Source organism: Pseudomonas sp. RP-B7 (genome assembly GCF_059803535.1).
On sequence record NZ_JAPFHC010000052.1, the window covers coordinates 1 to 19862 of the forward strand.

Consider the following 19862-nt stretch of genomic DNA (forward strand, 5'->3'; position numbering starts at 1 on the left):
GGGGGAGGTGTTCAGCGGGGTGACCGATAAAGACGGCAAGACCATGAGTGTTCATACGCTTTTGCCGGGGGCGTTGAACATTGAACTGCCAGCTTCAGCGACCTACGACGAACAACTCCGCCTGATCGGTCCAAGCGGCGAGCTCGCAAGCGAGCTGAAATATTCGGCAACGCTCGCTGATGGTTTGACGTTCGAGGGGATCACGGATGCCCAAGGCTATACGCAACGCATCGCAACCAAGACGCCGACTCCGTTTACTCAGATAGCGCTTTTTCCACCACTGGCTTCAGGGGGTTTCTGCTGTGCGGCGTTAACGGAGCAAACACCGGTTGTCATCGACTTGGCATCAAGCGGCATCACCACTAACGATATTGAGGTGGGAAGTTCAACTGCAGATGTCCCGCTGCCGAAAGGCAAGAAGCGTTCCTTGACGCCTGGAGAAATCGCAATGGCCGGCACCCTGTTCAGGGATGCTATTGATTACACCAAGGTCAAGGTGCACCACAGCGGTTGGTGGGTTTTTGCTGGAACGCAGAATACGGCAGTGACGCCGAATGGCGAGATGTATTACCCCGTGAGTACTGGGTATTACAGGGATGATTTTTCCAATACAGCCAGTGATAAGGATAAAGCACTGTTCATGCATGAAATGACCCATGTGTGGCAATACCAATTGGGTTATTCAGTCAAGTTGAAGGGCCTGCTTGTGTCCAGTCGTGGAGCGTCTGCTTATCGCTATACCCTGACGGAAACAAGTGTTCTTTCTGACTACAACATGGAACAGCAAGGCGAAATCATCTCGGACTATTACCTGATCTGTGTCGTCGGTAATCCAAGTGCTGTGTGGAATCCAACCAATAGCAGCAAAAGTCCGGAGCTTCTTGCCGCGACCCTTGAGTCGTTTTTGAGAAATCCCGCCGATAACAAACATCTTCCGAGATGAAGGGGAGTTGTATGAGATGTGTGATGGTTGTGATGCTCGGCATCTGCTGGACGGTTTCCTCTGTTGTTGATGCAACGTCATTTGGTCGCAGGGACGTTGGCAACATTGTCGCAATCAATGCTAGGCCGGCTATTTGCCTACCTAACAATGCAAAAAGAGGGTTTGCGGTCGGTTGGTTTTCGTTGACCGAAAGTTACAGGCGCAATCCGCGTTCTTGGGGGGCGTCACTGTTGCCGGGATTCAAGCCGCTGGAACTAAGCCCGGGTGCGTGTTTCGTCTTTGGCAACGTGCCTGAGGGGTACAAATTAAATGATTTTAAAAACAATGAGCCTCTTCAAGCGCTTGAAGTCAATCGAACTTACGTCTTCTCGTTGAGTAATGCCGATCATCCTACGGATAGTTACGAAGCCATTTTTTGTGTCGAGCAAACCGCGACGGGGGCAGTGGAGTTTCTGCAGTACACCCTCTTGGCGGATGGTAGTCAGGCCGCTCCTTCTTGTGGTGGCAAACACAACGCGGATGCAGCTACTCCGACTGACAGGGGAGATATCAATCAATGAATGATTCCCTGCATTACACCGATACGCTCAACCCGTTCAAGGACTTTATTGGCGGCAAACAGATCCAGCATTGGGTCGAGTTTCAGTTGCTGGACGAACGCGGCCAGCCCCTGGCGAACTTGCCTTATCGCGCGGTGAATGAAGCCTCGCGTGGGGGTTTCGTGCCTGAATTCGTGGGGTACAGCGATGCGGAGGGCGTGATTCGTCTTGAGGGGCTGCATCCGTTGGCCATCACGTTGCTGATGGAAGCCGACCCGTTGGCCGAGCGCCTGCAAAGCCGACGTCTGCGTGCGGTACGTGCGGAGCCGCCTCGGCCGGGAGTCGGGGACCGTTCACCGTTGTATGGGCCGCAATGTCCGGGGTTTTCGCCGATTGAGGAGGAGGCGCTTGCGAAGGGACACGATTATCACTATTTGCGGATCGGGCAACTAGGTGACGACCTGCCGACGCTTGACCCACCGGCGCCCGACCCGAAGCTGTCTCCTGCGTTTCACTTTCCTGACCCGGAGTTTGGCGGCTTCACTGTCAGTGGCGATAGGTTGGACCGTCGGCATGTGCTGGAGGTCTGCCCGTTTCGCGCGTGGTCGCTGGTTTTGCATCATCAGGAGGAGTACAGCCTGGTGAATGCTTACAACCTGGGGTTGATGAGTATTTTGGCGTATAGCAATCGGGACGAAAGCGACCTGGGGTCTGTCAACGAGCTTTTCGAGCGGCAGTGTCTGGATTTATCGCGTACTCCGCGTGTTTGGGATAGTGGTCAGGCGTGGCCTTGTGTTGTGGTGGATGTGCCGTTCAGTGATCGTTACACAGCGGTCAAACCTCTGGATACGGATAAGGCTGATCCGCCGGAAGGCCATACTCAGCTGTTTTACGCGATTAGTACATCCCAGGTATTAGTGGCTTGGCGCGGTACTGAAATGGAGGGGCTCGCTGACCTGATCACTGATGTGACCTTTCGTCCTGTAAAGCCTGAGATTACGGCGCTTTGTGAGCCCAAGGTTCCTTGCCCGGACCTTACCTCGTTGGGCAGTGTGCACCTTGGTTTTCGTGATGCCTTTGAAGTTGCGCGAAGAATCTATGCTGAGGACTTGGGTGAGACGATTCTCAAGGGGATTGGTGGTAAAAAACTATTCATTTGCGGCCACAGCCTTGGCGGTGCTCTCGGCCTAATCCACGCCGCTTCGTTACTCAAACATAACCCCTTGCTATACACCTACGGCATGCCCCGCACCTTCACCCTGCTCGCCGTGCAATACCTGGGCGACCTTTGGCACTTCCGCCATGTCAACGACACCGATTTGATCCCACGTGTACCTCCCGAAGCGGCACTGGACAGCGACCTGTATGACCGATACGGCCCATTTGGCACCGTATTTGGGTTTCAACGCTCATTAGGCAAAGCGCTTCATGGCCTGGTGTACAAGCACGAGAACGCGTTCAGCCATCACGGCAAGATCGCCATGTTCTTCAAGGCTGAACAACACCATTATCAAGAGTTCGGGTCATACCCCGCCTATCGAAAGCCGGATGGCACACCCATTCGTGGCACGATCACTGCTGAGTTACCTGAGAAAGCCAAGCTGTATCTGGTACCCAGTCTCAGTGAAACCGATGAGCAAGAGGCCGAGGAGGCCACGCAGCGTTTCAACGCTTCGCTGAGTCCTGAAAACCGTGCCCGGTACTTTCCGCACTACAGCAACACCCCAGTGGGCCGCGTGTTGCGGATTGGCGACCACTTCATGTCGCAGTACCAACCCTATATCCACAACCAACTGCTGGAGTCCATCAATCCAGCGCGCGAACCCTTGCTGGAACGCCAGATACAACGAAGCAAATTCGAACAACAGATCAAGGATTACTACGGGCGTGTTCCTGAGGAGGAGTTGGCTCGCAACCGTGTGTTTCTCGACTTGCAGTGTTTGGTGGATAAAGCCCTGCGTGTCACAAAGCAAGCCGATGGGGGCAAAGAAGCACTAGAGCGTTTTGATGCCATCGCCGATCCACGGGCCTATTACGAGAAAACCTATGGTTAAGCAAATCAATGCGCTTAAGAACTCAACCAGCGCCCTTCGACTGGCCGTGGTCATGTGCACACTTCTTTTCACTGTTGGTGGTTGCCGTCAGGACTACAGCCTGTCACCGCCTGCTGACAGCGAAAAGGTCTCAGTAACGGTTAAATTGCCAAAGGAGTTGGCGCTGAGAACCCTACAGGTCATGTATCGCTCAGCTTCCTGCAAAAGAGCCTCTCGTGGCGCCAGCGGCCAGCGGCTTGAGGAAGATGGTTTTCACAGCATCGATATGCCGCTTGAGCGCCAAGGACAAAGTGATCTTTACCAAGCCAATCTGCCGGTGAATGGGGGTGGTGCTTGCCGTTGGCATTTGAGCAACGTGGTTTTTGGCGTTACTTATGGTAAGCCGACTTATTTCGGAGAGCGTGTAACGTGGGGCGCCGGCGGCGGCGTTTTAGTCAAATTTGATCGTAACCGTTCTATGAGAGGTTCTGGTTCTCCAGTTGTAGTGGATGGCGATTTGACGATAAGGAAAGATTACTATCCTTGGTTACATGAAAGGTTTTTAGGTGGGTACGCCAAGACCATCAGTTTAGCGAGGGAGGGTGATATTTTTCTGGAGTATCAGGCGTTGCGGGCTCGTCAAGTATACTTTGAGCCCATGTTTCACTCTGACTTCCTAGTGAAGTCAGAGGGCGTAAAGGTTAAGAGCGAGAGGAACTTCATTACATTTACCTATCCCGACGGCAGTGTCGTATCCGATCGCCGATCACAACCCGACTTCTTAAAACTCCAAAGCCTGCGCACCGGCCGTGCCAGCGATTGTCTTTCGCCCCGGACTTACCGCAAGTGCCCAGACCGTCGTCCACAGTTATTGCCCGAATGGCTCCCCGTGCCGGACAAACCCGGTTTCGGGCAGTACCTAATCGTGGACGAATGGGGGAACAAGTTACCAATCTATGATTATCGAGTGGTCGGTAACGATGGACGAATATACAAATCCAGGACCGATTCCAATGGCCTGACAAACGCGTTCCCGGAAAGTATGCACCCGTTGCGTGAAGTGGAGTTTCCCTAGTGGATAGAGTGAAACTATCTATGCGAAATCCAATCATCGCGCCAGTTATTACTCAAAAGGACATCGCCATGTTCTACCGCATCCCCATGGTTTTATGCGTACTTTTTTTCGGCTTAAGTGGTTGCCGACAGGATTACAGCCTGTCACCGCCTGCTGACAGCGAAAAGATAACCGTCACGGTGAAACTGCCCAAGGAACTTAAAACCGAAACTATGTGGGTCATGTATCGCTCGGCCATTTGTAAACGCATCAGCTCGGGCGCCAGCGGCCAGCGTATAGAGCAGGATGGTCATCACTCAATTTACAAAGAATTTGAGCGCCAAGGCCAGAGTGACCTTTACCAAGTGGAACTGCCAAAGGATGGGGGCGGTGCGTGTCGCTGGCATCTGGCGAATGTGACATTCGGCGTGGAGTTTGTCGATCCAACGCGTTATGGCGAGGGCGTTACTTATGGCGCAGGGGGGGGCGTGATCGCGATGTTTGACTATAACAACTCTCCACGGGGCGGCGCGGATTTCAAAGTGGATGGAGATCTGACGATTAGACGAGATTATTACCCTTGGGTGCATGAAAGCTTTTTAAACGGGAACCGTAAGACCGTAAATTTGGCGGGTGAGGGTCATGTATATCTGAGTTATCGGGCTTTGCAGGCTCGGCAAGTATACTTCGAGCCAACTGTTCACTCTGGCTTCGTGGTGAGTTCAGAAGGAGTAAAGGAAAAGAGAGAAGGGAACTTTATTAAGTTCAACTACCCCGACGGCAGTGTCGTAGCTGATGGTCGTACGAAGCCCGACTTCTTAAAACTCCAAAGCCTGCGCACCGGCCGCGCCGGCAATTGTCTTTCACCCCGGACTTACCGCAAGTGCCCAGACCGTCGTCCACAGTTATTGCCCGAATGGCTCCCCGTGCCGGACAAACCCGGTTTCGGGCAGTACCTCATCGTGGACGAATGGGGGAACAAGTTACCAATCTATGATTATCGAGTGGTCGGTAACGACGGCCGAATATACAAATCCAGGACCGATTCCAACGGCCTGACAAACGCGTTCCCGGAAAGCATGCATCCGTTACGCGAAGTCCAGTTTCCCGAGCGGTAATGGTGATGTCACTTGCGGAAGTGAGGCGGAGGCTACTGGGGGCAGGCGATTATTTCGCACACTTAAAGTGCGGAGTCGATTGCCGTCCACTGAAAGGCGTTATCCGATCCGCGCATCTATCAAACATTTAAATTTACTGTTTGGTCCAAGGAGTTCAAACCCCATGTCACAAGGACTTGTTTTATTAGGTGATAAGACAACTCACGGCGCAGAAGTGATCTCGGCCTCTTCCACAACTATCGTCAATGGCAAGCGTGCGGCCCTGGTTGGCGATGAAGTGCGCTGCCCACTGCCAGGGCATGGCGTCAACCGAATTGTCGAAGGTTGCCCGGATTGGTCCGAGGGTGGCCGGGCGATGGTAATCAATGGTTGTCGTTGTGAGTGTGGTTGCCTGGTGATCTCCAGCGCTCCTGATTGTGGGGTGAGCTAGTCATGGGCTGGGATCGTCGGCCCCCCGTGGGGGTGAAAGCGCCAGTGCCGCCTGTGCCGGGGCGCTGGGTGTTTGCGGCCATCGTGGCAGTGCTGGCCGGTGCGCTGCTGTTTTTGTTGCATGCCTCAGAACGTCTGCTGTTACTGCAGACGCTGGATATTTGGCTTTTGTCCGCAGCGCCGCTGTTGGTCCTGACCCTGGCGTTCTGTGCGCGTGCCCATGGCTATGGCGTTGCACTGAGCCATTACCGGTTTTTGGAGGCAGAGGCGCAAAACGCTCAGCGATCCTGGCAGGGCTGGGCACAGCGTTACCTGGCCGTGTCTGCCAGTTGTGTGTTGCTGCCGGATCAGGTGTCGGCCAGCGTATTGATGCGTGCGCCCTCAGACTTGCCTTCCCGTGCAGGGCAGGCCCGGCGTATTACGGTGCTGCCTGCACAGATGGCACGTGCGCAGGCCGGGTTGCAGCTGTTGATCCAGGCAATCGCACCCGCTCTCGAGGCTTTACCGGCGGTGCAGGAACTGCGGGTAACCCTGTTGAGCGATGTCGATCCGGCTCACTACGATGCCTTGCGCAGTGACTGGCAGCAGATCTGGAGCCACAGCATGAGCCGGGCTGCGCCCACTACGGTCAGCTTGGTTGACGAATTGTCGTACCGATGGGGCGACGAAACGTTGAAGGCCGCCAGTACCGCTATTGAGTTACTCCTGATCCTCCAAGTGCACGGCGAGGGCGACTACTCCGACGGGCTCGCAGCGCTACTTCTATGTCCAGACAGCCTTGCCCACGCATTGAAACTGCCAATAACCGCTTACTTGTTACGGCCGATGCCACTGGACATCGAAGCGCTGGACCGTGAGGTTTCGCTACTGCTGACAACCCAGCTACCGGCTTGCAAGGCAACAGGGTTATTGGCCGATGACGCAGCCTGGCAGCCTCGGATCTGCAAATTACTGACGGGGGCAGGTACCCAAGGTGCATCGCTCGTAGTCGAGCAACAGTGGATTCAAGAACACCTATGTGGCCGGTCAGGACCGCTTGGTCACTGGTTGGTTACTGCACTCGGGGTGGAAGTCGTTCGGCACCAGCGTAGCCCTTTGTTGGTGTTGGCTCGAGAAAAATCACGGCATTGGGTAGGCACTGTTACCACGGGAGAGTTGGCATGAACGCTTGGAGCAATTCATGGCGCCGTGCGGGGGGCGCAATATGGATCATTGCGCTTTTAACCCTGCTGGCGTGGCTGATCTGGAGATTCGGCGAGCGGGTAGGCTTGGTGGAGAACCACCACAAGCTGCTGGCCTTTTTGCTGATCATCTGCGTAGCAGCGGTGGGCTACGTTTTACCTCAGTTGCTGGCATATCTAAAACAGCAAAGCCATCGAGAGAAGGGGCGGGCGGATAACGTCTATGCCCCGTCAGAACCACAGATAAGGTTGCCCCAGCAACTTGCGTTTGATTTCTCGGCCTTACGCAACCACCTGCGTGATCAATATGGTTTCTTCTGGCGCCACAAAGTCCGCCTCATATTGGTCATAGGGGAACCCCTTCAAATCCAGGCCATCGCTCCGGCCCTCGCCGATCAGCTCGGCATGGAAGGACAAAGCACCGTCTTGCTCTGGGGCGGCACTTTGGATCAATCATCCTCCCAGCAATGGGCTGGCCTGAGTCGCTGGCGCGCACTGGACGGAGTGGTCTGGGCGCTGAGCAAAACCCAGCTCGCCGATGACACGTTGATGAGTGAGGGCGTACGTCAGTTGCAACGTCTGGCCCGCCGTTTACGTTGGCATCTGCCTCTGCATCTATGGCAAGTCGACGACACCCCATGGCCTCAGTCCACTCGCGATAGCCAAGCCGTCGGTTGCTTGTTACCGCCATGCCTAACTCACGAGGTGTTGGAAAACAGCCTGAAAAGCTTGCTCCAGCCCCTGCGTCACATCGGCCTATCCAACATACACGCTGATCTAAACCACGACTTCCTACTACGCCTCTCCCGCGACCTGCACTCGGAAGGGATTACCCGTTGGCGCCAAACACTTGCACCGCTACTAGGCAGGCGTCCCCACGGCATACCACTGCGCGGCCTATGGTTCAGCCCGCCCATCCAACCCGTCGAAAACTGCCCCAAACACATCTGGCCCGTCCCCCCAGCCTGGCAAGGCATCGTCAACGACAAACCCGCGCCGCGTCGCCTTGGCTGGAGCGCGCCCCGAATCGCCTACACCCTGGCGCTATCCATGACCCTACTGTGGACCGCAGGCCTGCTCCTGTCTTTCAGCCAAAACCGCACCCAGATCAGCCGCGTCCAAACCGTTCTCCACGCCCTGCAAACCACGCCCCAAGGCGACGCCCAACTGTTGGCCCTCAACGAGCTGGTCGACGAGCTGGCCCGCCTGGATTACCGCGCCGTTCACGGCACGCCTTGGTATCAACGTTTCGGCCTCAATCAAAATCAATCACTGCTGGCAATCCTCTGGCCCCACTACGTCGAAGCGAACAACCGTCTGATCCGCGACCCCGCAGCCGCCATCCTGCACCAGCAGCTCTCGGCGTTGCTCAAACTGGCTCCGGACAACCCGCAGCGGACAGCCGGGGCTTACGCCCAACTCAAGGCTTACCTGATGATGGCGCGTCCGGAAAAAGCCGATGCCGCCCTCCTGCTCAAAACCCTCAACGAACTGGAACCCGCTCGCGCAGGCATCCCCCCCAACCTGCGTCAGTTCTACGCTGAACACTTATCCGCCAACCCCTCCTGGCGCATTCCGCTCGACCCCCGCCTGGTGGCGCAAGTCCGCCAGCTTCTGCTGCTGCAACTGGGCCAGCGCAACGCCGAGGCGAGCCTCTATCAGCAAGTCCTCGATGATGCCGCCAATCACTATCCCGATCTGGGCCTGCACCAACTGGTTGGCGACACCGATGCCTTCGCGCTGTTTGCCACCGATGCCAGCGTGCCCGGGGTCTTCACCCGGCAGGCCTGGGAGGGGCAGGTGCGCCAAGCCATCGAGCGGATTGCCGAGGCACGGCGTGAGGAAATCGACTGGGTGCTCAGCGACAAACCGACGGACCTCGATTCCCGGCTGAGCCCGGATCAACTGCGCGAGCGCCTCACCGAGCGTTACTTCCAGGACTACGCCAGCGCCTGGCTGGGCATGCTCAACAGTCTGCGCTGGCAGGCTGCGGGCAGTCTGGATGAGGTGATCGACCAGTTGACGCTGATCAGCGATGTACGCCAATCGCCGCTGATTGCGTTGATGAACACCCTCGCTTACCAGGGGCAGGCGGGGGCGCGGACGCCAGCCCTGGCGGACTCATTGGTGAAGTCTGCGCAAAAGCTGATCGGGCAGGACAAGGCGCCGTTGATCGATCAGTTGGCCGATGTGCCCGGCAGCCCGCTGGACGCAACCTTCGGGCCGCTCCTGGCGCTGCTCGACAAACGCAACGATGACGGCCTGAGCCTGCAAACATTCCTCACCCGCGTGACCCGGGTGCGCCTGACATTGCAGCAAGTCAGCACCGCGCCCGACCCGCTGGAAATGACCCAGACCTTGGCGCAGAGTGTGTTTCAAGGCCGCAGTATCGACCTCACCGACACCCAGTCCTACGGCAGCTTGCTGGCCGCCAGTCTTGGCGCAGAATGGGGCGGCGTGGCGCAGACGTTATTTGTGCAGCCGCTGGAGCACGCCTGGCAGCGCGTGCTGCAACCCTCGGCAGCCGGGCTCAACAGCCAGTGGCAGCGTTCGATCGTCAACCATTGGGACAGCGCCTTCGCCAGTCGTTACCCGTTTGCGGCCAGCGCCAGCGACGCCTCCTTGCCCATGCTCGGACAGATGATCCGCGCCGACTCCGGACGTATCGAACGCTTCTTGCAGCAACAATTGAGCGGCGTGCTGCGCAAGGAGGGCAATCGCTGGCTGGCCGACCCACGCCACAGTCAGGGCTTGCGCTTCAACCCGCAGTTCCTCAGCGCAATCAACCAACTCAGCGATCTGGCCGACGTGCTGTACACCGACGGCGGCATGGGCCTGCGCTTTGAACTGCAAGGCAAACCGGTGCGCGATGTGGTGCAAACCCGCTTCATTCTCGATGGCGAACGCCATGATTACTTCAACCAGAAGGAGAGCTGGCAGCGCTTCAACTGGCCGGGGCGTAGCGATTATCCCGGTGCGAGCCTGAGCTGGACCAGCGCGCACAGTGGCGAACGCTTGTTCGGTGACTTCCCCGGGACCTGGGGCCTGCTGCGCCTGCTGGAGAAGGCCCAGGTCACGCCGCTGGACGATGCCGACAGCCGCTACCGCGTGGTGCTCAAGGCGCCGGATGGCTTGAATCTGGTTTGGCATCTGCGCACCGAACTGGAGGCCGGACCGTTGGCGCTGCTCAAACTGAGGGGGTTCAAATTGCCCCGGCAGATTTTTCTCGGCGAGCGCGGGATCGACACGCCGTATGCGCAAAACGGGAGCTTGCCATGAGCCTGCGAACCTTGATCGATCGCTGCCTGGGAGGAGGTGATGCACCTTCCTTCGCCAGTGCCCAGATGAGCCACTGGCAAGCCTGGCTGTTGCCCATCAGCGCTGCATCCAGCGTCGGCGAAGACCCGGCCTATCACGACGACTTCCAACGCATGCGCGAAGAGGTCAACAAACTGTCGGGGGCCGATGCCGAACAGGTCGCCGAGCTGGCGCAGAACCTGTTGCTCCATCGCTGCAAGGACCTGCGCGTGGCCACCTATTACTTATGGGCACGCCTGCACAAAGACGGCGAAGCCGGCCTGGCCGACGGCCTGTGTTTGCTCGCGGCCCTGGTGGAACGCTTCGGCGCCACGCTGCTGCCCGCCAGGCCCAACAGCCGCAAGCTGGCATTGGAATGGTTGGCCAGTGGCAAGGTGCTGGACCTGCTGTTGCTGTACCCGGAAGTGGTCAGGGCCGAAGCCAGCCGTACCGCCGCAGCATTGGCCTGGCTGGAGCGGGGCGTGACGGCGTGGCCGCAGGCGCAGCGGCCGCTGCTGGGCCCGTTGTATGACGCGTTGAGCGCCAGGCTCGCGCAGTCCGGCGGCATGGATGCACTGGTGCCGCAGAACAGTGCCAGCCCGGCGTCGCCGGCACTGCCCGCGCCAGTCATAAGATCCGGGCGCGACCTGCTGGACAGCGGCCGTGCACTGGCCGTTTACCTGCGCGAGCAACCCCAGGGCTGGCTGGCCGCCCACCGCCTGATGAAAAGTCTGCGCTGGGACACGGTGCATCAGGCGCCGCCGCAAGAGATCAATGGCAACACGCGCCTGGCGCCGCCGCGTGCGGACTACCGCGCCCAGCTCAAGCGCCTGTACCTGCAACAGGGCTGGACCGAGCTGCTCGATCAGGTCGAGCGGATTTACGCCGAGGGCGTGAACCATTTCTGGCTCGACCTGCAGTGGTACCTGTACCAGGCCCTGAGTCGGCAACCGGCGCCGCAGGATGGCTGGGCTGATATTGCCAAGCGCGACCTGGGCATGTTCCTTGAGCGCCTGCCGGGGCTGGAAGAACTGCGCTGGAACGACGGCAGCCCGTTCGCCGATGAGACCACCCGTGAGTGGATCGCCCAGCACGTCAGTGGCAATCGCCCCCAGACCTGGCTTCCGGTTGCGTCCGCCGCGCCCACGACGGACCCCGACGACATCCTGCCCCTGGAAAGCGAAGCACTGGCCCAGGCCGACAGCGACGGCGTGGACCAGGCCCTGGCCTGGCTGGCGGCGCGCCCAGGCATCCACACCGGGCGTCAGCGCTGGCTGTTGCGCCTGTTGATGGCGCGTGTCGCCGAACAGCATGGCAAGGGCGAGCTGGCCATCCACCTGCTGGGCGAACTGGATGCCACCGCGCAACGTCAGGCCCTGGCCGAGTGGGAGCCCGACCTGCATTTCGAGGTCAAGGCGCGCCTGCTCAAATTGCTGCGAACCAAAGCCCAGCGCAACGACGCCGACAAACCCACCCTGGCCCGCAGGATGGAGGCCTTGCAGGCGGCGCTGGTGGCCATCGATCCGGTACGCGCCGCCGTGCTGTGTGGCTGAACCTCAACAATCAGGATGATAGTTATGGACATGGACAATCTGACATTGCGCTACTTCGACGCCGAAATGCGCTACCTGCGCGAAGCCGGCAAGGAGTTCGCCGACGCGTTTCCCGACCGCGCTGCCCAACTCAACCTGGACAAGCCAGGCGCGCAGGACCCTTATGTGGAGCGCCTGTTCGAAGGCTTCGCGTTCTTGATGGGACGCCTGCGGGAAAAACTCGACGACGATTTGCCGGAGCTGACCGAAGGGCTGGTCAGCCTGTTGTGGCCGCATTACTTGCGTACGATTCCATCGTTGTCGGTGGTCGAACTGGCGCCTGAACTCGAACAGATGAAACGCAGCGAGCAGATCGCCCAAGGCTTCGAAGTGTTGTCGCAACCGATCGGGCCACAACGCACCCGGTGTCGTTTCACCACCACCCAGGACCTGACCCTGCGGCCGCTGGCCCTGACAGCGCTGGGGCGCGGCTACGAAACCGACGGTCGCTCGCGCCTGCGCCTGCGTTTCGCCTGCGGGCCGCAGGCCGACTGGAGCCAGATCGACCTGAGCCGCCTGCCGTTGTACCTGAATGCCGATGCACCCCTGGCCAGTGCGTTGCATCAGGCGCTGACCCTCAACGTCCAGGCCCTGTACCTGCGCTGGCCAGGCCAGGCCGAACGCCAGCCGCTGGCAGCGCATTTCAGTGCCAAGGGCTTTGCCGATGAGGACCGGCTATGGCCCAAAGGCGATAGCGCCTTCAGCGGCTACCAGTTGCTGCTGGAGTATTTCGCCTTTCGCGAGAAATTCATGTTCGTGGCCCTGTGTGGCCTGGAGCAATTGCAGATCACACCCGGCACCGCCTGGTTCGAACTTGATGTGGTACTGCGCGAGCCTTGGCCGCACACGTTCGACTTGAACAGCGAACACATCCGGCTGCACGCCGTGCCGGTGATCAATCTGTTTGCGCTGGAAGCCGACCCGTTGACCCTGGCGCCCCTGCAAACCGACTACCTGCTGCGGCCGATGCGCTTGCAGGACGGGCATATGGAGATCTACTCGGTGGACCAGGTCACTGTCTCGGAAAACGCCGAGCGCCAGGATTACGTGCCGTTCACCAGCTTTCGTCACAAGGGCGGCATGCTGCGCGCCGATGCGCCGGAGCGGTATTTCCATACACGGCTCAAGCGCGCGCCCAATGGCCTGCACGACACCTGGCTGATCCTCGGCGGCGAGGGCTTCGACAAGGACCGCCTGCTCGAACACAAAAGCCTGTCGCTGCGCCTGACCGGCACCCACGGCCAGTTGCCACGCAAGGCCCTGCAAAGCACCTCTCTCGACAGTGTGGTGCAGTCCACCCAGGTCGGCTTGCGTGTGCGCAACCTGTGCGCGCCGACCTTGCCCTGCTACCCGCCGAGCCGCGACCGCTTTCACTGGCGGGTGCTCAGTCACCTGGGCTCGAATTTCCTGCCAATGCTCGATAACGCCGAAGTGCTGCGCGGCACCCTGGCGCTGTATGACTGGACGGGCAGCGAGCTGAACCGCCGGCGCCTGGCCGCGATTGTCGAAGTCAGCCATCACCTGGTCCAGCGTTTCGACAAGGGCTTGCTGCTGCGTGGCGTGGACATCGAAATCGTCCTGGATGCCTGCGGCTTTTCAGGGGAGGGCGACATCAGCCTGTTTGGCGAGATGCTCAACCGTTTTTTTGCCCTCTACGCCGATGTGCATCTGTACACCCAGCTCACGCTGGTCCTGCAACCGACTGGAAAGTGCCTGCGATGGAACGAGAACCACAATCAGCGTATTCCCGGCTGACCGCCAGCGGTTTACTGGAGGCCATGGCAGCGCCGGTGGCCGAGGCCAACCTGTATCGCTTCTGCCAACTGCTGGAACAGGTGTTGCCCGACCACCCGCCCTTGGGCAGCACTGCGCACCCGGGCGATGACGTCGTGCGCTTTCGGCCCGACCCCGGCATGGGGTTTCCGGGGGGCGAACTGCGGGCGATTGAAAGCGCGGGCGAGCACCCCGAGCGCCCGGCCACGGTACGCACCCGTTTGCTCGGGTTATACGGGGTGGATTCGCCCCTGCCCAGCGCCTACCTGGATGACATCGCGCAACGCCGTGAAGGGCATGAAGCGCTGCAAGCCTTCCTGGATATTTTCAACCACCGGATCTTCACCCAGTTCTATCGGATCTGGCGCAAGTACTCCTACCCGGCCACGTTTGAAGCGGGCGGCGCCGATGCCACTTCGCAGTGCCTGCTGGGCTTGGTCGGCCTGGGCATTCCGGGCACCGCCGCGCAGATCGGTACGCCGATTTCGCGTTTTCTGGCCTTGCTCAGCGTGATGCGTCTGCCCACGCGCAATGCCGAAGGCATCGGCGCATTGGTCAAGTTGCTGGCCCCCAACACCCTGGCGCAAGTCACCGCGCATTGGCCGCAGTACATCGTGCTCGCGCAGCCAGCGCGCCTGTGCACGCGGCGTCCGATGCGCCTGGCACAACAGGCACCGTTGGGGCCGGTCGCCCGTGATGCCAGCAGCCAACTGCGCCTGGCGCTGTATACCGAAGACCCACAGCAAGCCCGCGACTGGCTGCCCGGCGGGCAGTTGCACAGCGACCTGCTGGTGCTCCTGCGCGTCTACCTGGGGTGGCGCTGCACCGCGAAGCTGCAATTGACCCTGCCGCTGCGCAGCCTGCCGACGCCAGTACTGGGTCGCGCGCCGCTGCGCTTGGGCATGACCGCCGTGTTGGTGCCCGGCGGCGACGCCCAACCGCAGCAACGCCTGACGATCAACCTGGGCCGCTATCAAGGCCTGTCGATAAACCCTTGCAACCGGGAGACACAGCATGTCGCGTACCCTTTTTAGCCTTGTGATGCTGGCGCTGCCCCTCGCCGGGTGTGGCCTGGCCCAGACCGTGGCGGACGGCACGGCGTCCACCGCCCAGGCGATTTTCTACAAGCAGGTGAAAACCCTGCATCTGGATTTCAGCGCGCGCGCAGCCCTGAATACCGACACCGCCGACATGAATGCGCTGTCGCTGCCGACCCTGGTGCGCGTGTACCAGTTGCGTGACGACACCGCTGTAGCGCGGGCGACCTACGAAGGCTTGCTGGGCGATGACGAGCAACTGCTGGCCGGCGCATTGCTGGACAAACACACCCTGGTGGTGAAACCCGAGGAGGGCGCACCGCTGAGTGTGCCCCTGCACAAGGACGCGCGGTTCGTCAGCGTGGCGGCCTTGTTCCGCAGCCCGGATACCCGCGCCAACAGCTGGCGCCTGACCTTGGCTCGCGATGAACTGGACCCCGACCGGGTGCGGGTCATCGAGTTGGGAGACAACCGCTTGCGCCTGCGTCCGTTGGCAAAGGACTGAACCATGGGCGAATCCAACCCGTCGTTGTATGAATTGCTGCTGCAGAACTTTGCCGGTGAGTTGCCGCTGCATCAGGTCAGCGAAGCACACCAGCACACCCTGTCAGTCCTGGACAACCTGCAGCGCATCCTCAACAGCCGCGCCGGTGCCCTCAGCCATTTGCCCGACTACGGCCTGCCGGACATGGGCCTGATCCTGCAAGGCCTGCCCGCCACAGCCCACAGCCTGATCGGGATCATGGGCGACACCTTGCTCACTTACGAACCGCGCCTGGCGGCAATCGCTATCGAGCTGTTGCCCCAGGCGCTGCCCGGGCACCTTGAGTACGCCCTGGAGCTGCAATTGAAGGATGGGCAGCGCGTGAGCGTAGGCACCACCCTGGCACCCACGGGCGACGTCACGCTGCGGGCGTTGAAACCGGGCGCCGCCCCAGAGCGATAAGGAGCACCCCATGAGCGCAGTGTTTGAAACGCATATCCAGGTCGGTGGCGACCCGCGGCACCTGGCCGAATTCACCGCCGTGCACGCCGAGATGGCCAAGCTCGGCCATCCTGCCCGCCCGGATGTGGACTGGGCGAGGGTGGAGCAGGGCTGTCTGGCGCTGTTCCAGAGCAATGGCGTGGAGCTCAACAGTGCGTGTTTCTACACCTTGGCTCGCGGCCAGCGCCACGGGCTGGAGGGCATCGTCCAGGGCGTGGTGCTGCTCACGGCGTTGGTGGGCGAGTGGTCGCGCTTGTGGCCGCCGATGGTGATGGTGCGCCAGACCTTGCTGGAGTGGTTGTGCGAGCAACTGCAACGGTTGGTGCGCAGCCTCGCGGGGGTGTCGCCAAGCGTGAGCGTGCTGCTGCAGTTGGACGTTGAATTGGCGCGTTTGCAGGCACGTCTGCTGCCGCTGCTTGGCGGGCCGTTATTGACGTTGGAGTCGCTACGCCAGCAGGTCGGCCAGTTGAGCCAGCGCTTGGAGCCGCAACGGCTGCCAAGCGCAATGGCCCCGGCGTGGCCAGCCCCCGTGGTGATCCTGCCGCCGCCAGCCCTGCCAATGCGCAAGCCGCGCCGGGGATTGTGGGTGGGCGCCGGGGTGCTGGCGACGGCCATGGTCACCGGGCTGTGGCTCAGCGGGGCAGACAGTCACAAGCCGTCCCTGCCCGAGCCGATCCGGCTGGACAGCCTGGCGCTGTTCGACCCCGGCAGTTCAACCCTCAAGCCCGGTTCGACCAAAGTCCTGATCAACGCCTTGGTGGGCATCAAGGCCCAGCCGGGCTGGCTGATCGTCATCGCCGGGCACACCGATGCGAGTGGCACCGTCGAGCACAACCTGGCCCTGTCCCACGCCCGCGCCAGCGCCGTGCGCGATTGGATGCAACGCATGGGCGACCTCGCCGACAGCTGCTTTGCCGTGCAGGGGCTGGCCGCCAGCCAACCAATTGCCAGCAACCAAACCGAGGCCGGGCGCAGCGCCAATCGGCGCGTGGACATTCAACTGGTGCCACAGGTGGGCGCGTGTGAGGAGCCCGCACGGGCGCAGGAATAACCCGCGCCGCAGCCTGAATACGACTTGTCCGCGCTTCCCATGTCACCCCCCCATCGGTCAAATCCCTTAGTTTTGCAGCCCTACCGGACGCCCCTCCAGGCGTGCGGCTGCGTCCGCATTTTTTAACCGGCACCACCCGAGCCAAGCGGCAGCTGAAAACGGACTTTCTCCTCAACCGTGACGTATCAGGCAGGTTACCTCCCATGCAGTTCAGCGAATTATTGGCAGCGATTTCCACCCATGCGATCCGTCTGCAACTGGAAGAAGGCGACCTGATTATCCTCGGCGATGACGAGGCACTGGACGACGTGTTGTGGGATCAGTTGATCGCGCACGAACCGCGCTCCCTGGCGTTGCTGCTGTCGTTGATCGCGGTGATTTCGCTGCTGTCGTACGCCCTGGGCTCGATCGTCACAGCGTTTGCCTGTTCGACGTTGATCGGGATTGTGTTCGGGTTTGTGCCGGCGAGGAATGCGGCGCGGCTGGACCCGATTGAGGCGTTGGCGCGGGACTGATCTTTTTTGGATGATAAAGATCAACTGTGGGAGCGGGCTTGCTCGCGAATGCGGTGAATCAGTCTGCATATTCAGTGACTGACACACTGCTTTCGCGAGCAAGCCCGCTCCCACACAAGCCCGCTCTCATATTTAGAACTGTGTTGGCTCAGACATCCGTGGTTTGCTCTGTTGAGTACATCCACCGCAACAACGAATGTCGTCCACTGATCCCCAGCTTGATCGACGCGCGCTTGAGGTAGCTCTCAATCGTGTTGACCTTCAACGCCAACTGTTCGGCCAACTCCGGTGCGGTACGCCCGGCCAGCAGGCCAACGCACACTTCCAGTTCACGTTTGGACAGGGTCAGCCCCGATTGCACCAGGCGCTCTTCGATGCGTCGGCGCAGGGTTTCGAGGCCTTGGTTTTGCGGCGCCGTCCCATCGTTGTCCAGGCGGCACGGCTGGATCGCGGCGATGTGCTTTTCCACCATGGGCAGCAGCAGGGTGGAAAAGTCCTGCAGCATGCTGCGCTCCTGGGCGGAGAAGTTGGCCGACTGGTGCGAGCGGTACACCGAGAGCACGTAGCGCACGTCGTCCTTGTGACGGGTGAGGTGCATTTGCGCGGCCGGTTGTTCTTCGCCCATGGTCGCCACCGAATCGGTGTAGACCGGGCTGATGGTGCGACGGGTGTGGCCGTCGGAGCTCGCTCGCAATTGGCTGATATGGGTGGCGTCCACTGCCAGTTGGGTGAGGATCAGGTCATGCAGCATGCGTGGGAAATGGCGACTGCCGGTGCTGGCGATGACCTTGCCTATATGTGGGAACAGGTGTGAGTTCATCTGCTTCGTCCATGAGTTTCGAGTGCAGGTATTCAGCCATGACGCGGCGGGAATCAACGAATGCTAGTGCGAATACCCCACAGTGAGAGCGTTTCCCGCCGAGACGTATGCTAGTACAGCCTAGCGCCGGGAAGGGGATCCAATCCGGATTAATCCAGATTAAAACCGCATAACGGTAGTCGGACCCTTCCGACCACCGTTAAGGAAACGAGCTACGGTTTATTTCAGCGCATGCTCAACCGTTGCCGTATGACGCGGCGCAGCCCGCGTGCATTTGGCCAGGGCCTGCTGCACATCCGCCAGTAGGTCGGCGATGTCTTCCAGGCCCACCGATAAACGCACCAGACCTTCGCTGATGCCGTGGTGTGCACGCTGTTCCGGGGTGTAGGTGGAATGGGTCATGCTGGCCGGGTGTTGGGCCAGTGATTCGGCGTCGCCCAGGCTGACCGCACGGGTGAACAGCTTGAGTGCATTCATGAAGCGCCGACCGCTGTCGATGCCGCCCTTGAGTTCGAAGGCGATCATGCCGCCGGACAGTTTCATCTGGCGCTGCGCCAACTCGTACTGTGGGAAGGATCGCAACCCTGGGTAAGTCACCCACTGCACGGCCGGGTGGGCGTCCAGGGCTTCGGCGACGGCCTGGGCGTTGGCGCAATGACGGTCCATGCGCAGGGCCAGGGTCTTGAGGCCGCGCATCAGCAGCGCCGCATCCTGCGGTGACATCACTGCGCCGGTCAGGTCCTTGAGCCCTTGCAAGCGGATGCGTTGCGCCAGGGCGAGGCTGCTTACGGCGATACCGGCGGTGATGTCGCCGTGCCCGCTGAGGTACTTGGTGGCCGAATGCACCACCACATCCGCGCCCAGTTCCAGCGGCCTTTGCAGATAGGGCGTGCAGTAGGTGTTATCGACCACCACGGTGATATTCGGTTGCGTATGGGCGAGGGCGGCCACGGCGGCGATGTCCACCAGTTGCAGGGTGGGGTTGGCCGGGGTTTCGCAATAAATCATGCGCGTGGCGGGGGTGATTGCGGCGCGCACGGCGGCGAGATCGGTGAGGTCGACATGGCGCACCTTGATGCCGAATTCGCCGATGCCGTGGTGCAACAGCGCAAAGGTGCAACCGTACAGAGTCTGGCTGACGAGCACTTCATCGCCGGGGCGCAGTAGGGTCCAGAACGTGGCGGCAATCGCGCCCATGCCGGAACTGAACGCCACGGCGGCCTCGCCGTTTTCCAGGGTGGCCATGCGCGCTTCGAGCAACGCCAGTGTGGGGTTGGAAATGCGCGTATAGAAGTGGCCGTTGGCTTCACCGGCAAAACACGCAGCCCCGTATTCGGCGGTAGGAAAGGCGAAGGTGGCGGACAGATAGATCGGCGGCACGAGCGCGCCGTGGTGGTCCTTGGGGTCATAACCGTGATGGATGGCGCGGGTCGAAAAGCCGAATGCATTGTGTTTATTGTTCATGTCGGGCGCTCCTTATTTCCTACAATGCTAT

The 19862-nt window shown here is 60.3% G+C and carries 16 protein-coding genes and 2 pseudogenes; 15 read left to right on the top strand and 3 right to left on the bottom strand.

What is annotated here, in order from left to right:
- From OPU96_RS28000 to OPU96_RS28030, 7 genes and pseudogenes are all read left to right on the top strand, one after another.
- Positions 1 to 943 (top strand): annotated as a pseudogene (locus OPU96_RS28000) (type VI secretion system Vgr family protein); the annotation flags it as partial.
- A gap of 23 nt (positions 944 to 966) precedes the next feature.
- Positions 967 to 1503, top strand: coding sequence for a hypothetical protein (locus tag OPU96_RS28005; RefSeq protein ID WP_498560125.1), 537 nt, complete (start codon positions 967 to 969; stop codon positions 1501 to 1503).
- On the top strand, positions 1500 to 3536 hold the full coding sequence (locus tag OPU96_RS28010) for a lipase family protein (RefSeq protein WP_498560126.1): 2037 nt from the start codon (positions 1500 to 1502) through the stop codon (positions 3534 to 3536). The genes OPU96_RS28005 and OPU96_RS28010 overlap by 4 nt, the downstream gene beginning before the upstream one ends.
- On the top strand, positions 3529 to 4590 hold the full coding sequence (locus OPU96_RS28015) for a hypothetical protein (protein WP_498560127.1): 1062 nt from the start codon (positions 3529 to 3531) through the stop codon (positions 4588 to 4590). Before OPU96_RS28010 ends, OPU96_RS28015 begins: the two co-directional genes overlap by 8 nt.
- A gap of 68 nt (positions 4591 to 4658) precedes the next feature.
- The gene (locus tag OPU96_RS28020) at positions 4659 to 5687 is read left to right on the top strand and encodes a hypothetical protein (RefSeq protein ID WP_498560128.1); all 1029 of its coding nucleotides are present in this window, start codon (positions 4659 to 4661) and stop codon (positions 5685 to 5687) included.
- A 163-nt stretch (positions 5688 to 5850) separates the two neighbouring features.
- Complete coding sequence (locus tag OPU96_RS28025) at positions 5851 to 6117, top strand: PAAR domain-containing protein (RefSeq protein ID WP_498560129.1); 267 nt, start codon at positions 5851 to 5853, stop codon at positions 6115 to 6117.
- A gap of 2 nt (positions 6118 to 6119) precedes the next feature.
- Complete coding sequence (locus tag OPU96_RS28030) at positions 6120 to 7280, top strand: KPHS_23130 family T6SS system protein (protein ID WP_498560130.1); 1161 nt, start codon at positions 6120 to 6122, stop codon at positions 7278 to 7280.
- Positions 7281 to 7579: 299 nt separating this feature from the next.
- Here OPU96_RS28030 and OPU96_RS28035 read toward each other — a convergent pair whose 3' ends face one another.
- Positions 7580 to 7750 (bottom strand): hypothetical protein, encoded by a 171-nt coding sequence (locus tag OPU96_RS28035; RefSeq protein ID WP_498560131.1) that lies wholly within the window; start codon positions 7748 to 7750, stop codon positions 7580 to 7582.
- Between the two features lie 597 nt (positions 7751 to 8347).
- Between OPU96_RS28035 and OPU96_RS28040 the strand changes: the two genes are divergently transcribed.
- From OPU96_RS28040 to OPU96_RS28075, 8 genes and pseudogenes are all read left to right on the top strand, one after another.
- On the top strand, positions 8348 to 10576 hold the full coding sequence (locus OPU96_RS28040) for an ImcF-related family protein (protein WP_498560132.1): 2229 nt from the start codon (positions 8348 to 8350) through the stop codon (positions 10574 to 10576).
- Positions 10573 to 12147, top strand: coding sequence for a type VI secretion system protein TssA (tssA, locus tag OPU96_RS28045; protein WP_498560133.1), 1575 nt, complete (start codon positions 10573 to 10575; stop codon positions 12145 to 12147). Before OPU96_RS28040 ends, tssA begins: the two co-directional genes overlap by 4 nt.
- 24 nt (positions 12148 to 12171) lie before the next feature.
- Positions 12172 to 13941 (top strand): type VI secretion system baseplate subunit TssF, encoded by a 1770-nt coding sequence (tssF, locus tag OPU96_RS28050; protein ID WP_498560134.1) that lies wholly within the window; start codon positions 12172 to 12174, stop codon positions 13939 to 13941.
- A complete protein-coding gene (gene tssG, locus OPU96_RS28055; protein WP_498560135.1) occupies positions 13905 to 14993 on the top strand; it encodes a type VI secretion system baseplate subunit TssG in 1089 nt (362 codons plus the stop codon). The genes tssF and tssG overlap by 37 nt, the downstream gene beginning before the upstream one ends.
- Complete coding sequence (tssJ, locus tag OPU96_RS28060) at positions 14974 to 15501, top strand: type VI secretion system lipoprotein TssJ (protein ID WP_192301140.1); 528 nt, start codon at positions 14974 to 14976, stop codon at positions 15499 to 15501. Before tssG ends, tssJ begins: the two co-directional genes overlap by 20 nt.
- Positions 15502 to 15504: 3 nt before the next feature.
- Positions 15505 to 15942: a type VI secretion system baseplate subunit TssE gene (gene tssE, locus OPU96_RS28065; protein ID WP_226457793.1), complete on the top strand. Its 438-nt coding sequence runs from the start codon at positions 15505 to 15507 to the stop codon at positions 15940 to 15942.
- 10 nt (positions 15943 to 15952) lie between these two features.
- Positions 15953 to 17032 carry an OmpA family protein gene (locus OPU96_RS28070; RefSeq protein WP_498560136.1) on the top strand — a complete coding sequence of 360 codons (1080 nt, stop codon included), beginning with the start codon at positions 15953 to 15955 and terminating at the stop codon, positions 17030 to 17032.
- A gap of 203 nt (positions 17033 to 17235) precedes the next feature.
- Positions 17236 to 17391, top strand: a pseudogene (locus tag OPU96_RS28075) (condensation domain-containing protein); the annotation flags it as partial.
- A gap of 304 nt (positions 17392 to 17695) precedes the next feature.
- On the opposite strand, the gene OPU96_RS28080 reads toward OPU96_RS28075, so the two are convergent.
- Complete coding sequence (locus OPU96_RS28080; RefSeq protein WP_305392504.1) at positions 17696 to 18367, bottom strand: helix-turn-helix transcriptional regulator; 672 nt, start codon at positions 18365 to 18367, stop codon at positions 17696 to 17698.
- A 219-nt stretch (positions 18368 to 18586) separates the two neighbouring features.
- Positions 18587 to 19831 carry a methionine gamma-lyase gene (locus OPU96_RS28085; protein WP_192301144.1) on the bottom strand — a complete coding sequence of 415 codons (1245 nt, stop codon included), beginning with the start codon at positions 19829 to 19831 and terminating at the stop codon, positions 18587 to 18589.
- Positions 19832 to 19862 lie beyond the last annotated feature (31 nt).